Here is a 2,145-nt window from a genome sequence, read left to right on the forward strand (position 1 = left end):
AGAAAATAAAAATAAATAACTTACAAAATGAAAAATATTGAAAGTAAATTTGACAAATTAATAGTTAATAAAAACCCAAACATCAATAAACCAGGAGCATAAAAATGAGAAGCTCAACAATTTTCACTTTAATAACAATGACGATGCTTTTTACAGCATTAATACTAAACTACATGGAAAAAGGAATTAATGAATATACCTATATAGCATCATTTGCTTTAATAATACAGATTTTTGTTTTTATCAAGGCCTTACAAACTAATAACCAGAGAAAAAAATTAGAAAATAAATTAAAAGAGTTAATAGATGAAAACATCACCAAAATAGATAACTATCCTACTAAATAATTAGATATTAATTTTTACAAGGAGAAAGCGGTGGCTAAAATTGGTTTCGCCCGCGTATCTACTCAACAACAAGATTTAGCAGAACAAATCCGCACATTAGAAGAGTTCGGCTGTATAAAGATTTTCTCGGGCAAACATTCCGGCAAAGCGGATAAAAATAAAAAGCAACTTGATGAATTACTCGATTATATCCGTGAAGGTGATATTGTTGTTGTCACTAAACTTGACCGTTTAGGCAGAAGCCTTACACAATGTCTAAATACCCTTGAAATCTTTAAAAAGAAAAATGTTGGGTTTGTTGCAATACAGCAAGGAATAGATACCCGAAAACAAGATAATCCTATGGGAACAGCATTAATTCAGTTATTAGGCATTTTTGCAGAACTGGAAAGAAGTTTTATTGTTGAACGCACTCAAGAAGGCAAACGAGCTAAACTTACTTCAGGTAATAAAAAAGCATTGGGCGGACGACCTCCTAAAGTAACGGAAAAAATACGCCATAAAATCTACAAAGATTTTAAATCAGGTCATTCCATTAGCGTTGTCATGCAAAATTACAATCTATCAAAATCAACTGTAGCAAAATTAAAAGGTATCTATAATAGAGAGTATATAAATAAAGCCTAGTAAATTTTAATTCACTAGGCTTTTTAGCACCAAATAGAGTGGCATTTAACTTTTAATAAAACATCGGTTCACTTTCCCAATCAATTTCAAATGGCAATTCTTCTACTGGTTCAGATTCAATTCTTTGAATTTCTGGTTCAGTATCTAAATCTGCGCATGCTAATTTATTGTTCCAGTTCCCCCATAGATGAGCTGTTGTGTATAAATGATGATGAACCTCATTTTGTAAGGTATCCCCAATTATCACTTCGCCCGGTATGTGTAAAAGTGTCATTTGAATATAACACATCATTGCAGCAGTAAAATCCAAATCACGAGCTTGTACCCACATCTGTTGCTGCGGATTAAATGACTCTTGACGTAAATAATTATATGCTTCAATAATCATCACACCGGAACCACAGGTCGGCTCTTGCAATCGGATAAATCCACGTCGTTGAATTAACTCATGACAATTGGATAATGTCATCGCAGCCATTGCTTGCGCAACATAACTCGGTGTGAAATGCTGTGCTTTATATCTATCGCCGAGCTCTAAGCCCATAAACACCGAACCTAAAAAATCATAGGTCTTGTTTTCAAGGGCTTCTACCACAATCACACTAAGCTCAACTAACTTTTGCTTTTCGTCATCTGTGTAGTGACCTACAGCCGTCTGATAACGCTGTTTCAGCGTTTCATCCGCTGACTCACCATACAAAACCAGATAAAACTCAAGTCCCAAAATCGTTATAAAGTCATAGAACACTTCAGAACGCCGGTAATGAGGTGCAATCGATTTAAAAAGTGCGGTAAATTTTTGTTCGAAATCCATTATGGATTGCTCCTTATCAATTATTGAATAGGGAGCAAATCCCATAAGGAATTTGTCCCTATGGGATGAAAAGTGCGGTTAAAATTGACCACACTTTGGTTGTATTCACAGATTAAAGGTTTACTCTTCCTCTTCGGTAAAATCCCAATGAAATTCCCGAAGAATAAATGTCTTCATTTCTGAGTCATCTATCCAGTTTGAAGAATAACCGCCTTGCGTATCTGAAATCAGTTCGCCGGCAAACCACATTCCCGGCTCAAAATAGGCAAGTCGCATTTGATAATTTGAGAAAGTTTCACAAAGTGTCGCGAACCATTCTTCCGGTGGGCTCCAAGGTGTATCGAACTCACAAACAAT

The 2,145-nt window shown here is 35.3% G+C and carries 4 protein-coding genes; 2 read left to right on the forward strand and 2 right to left on the reverse strand.

The genetic code is table 11. The features are described 5' to 3' along the window. Positions 1-104: 104 nt before the first annotated feature. Entirely contained in the window at positions 105-347 is a 243-nt protein-coding gene (locus BKK47_RS12030) for a hypothetical protein (protein WP_077495056.1), read from the forward strand. A gap of 30 nt (positions 348-377) precedes the next feature. Next, positions 378-974 (forward strand): recombinase family protein, encoded by a 597-nt coding sequence (locus BKK47_RS12035; RefSeq protein ID WP_077495057.1) that lies wholly within the window; start codon positions 378-380, stop codon positions 972-974. A 52-nt stretch (positions 975-1,026) separates the two neighbouring features. Here the strand turns inward: BKK47_RS12035 and BKK47_RS12040 are convergent, their stop codons facing one another. Beyond that, positions 1,027-1,788, reverse strand: a complete 762-nt coding sequence (locus tag BKK47_RS12040) for an N-6 DNA methylase (protein ID WP_077495058.1) — start codon at positions 1,786-1,788, stop codon at positions 1,027-1,029. Between the two features lie 120 nt (positions 1,789-1,908). Beyond that, positions 1,909-2,145, reverse strand: a 237-nt coding sequence (locus BKK47_RS12530; protein ID WP_482822355.1) for a DUF1281 family ferredoxin-like fold protein, incomplete at its 5' end; no start/stop codon positions are given.

Source organism: Rodentibacter mrazii (assembly GCF_001998825.1).
GTDB lineage: Bacteria > Pseudomonadota > Gammaproteobacteria > Enterobacterales > Pasteurellaceae > Rodentibacter > Rodentibacter mrazii.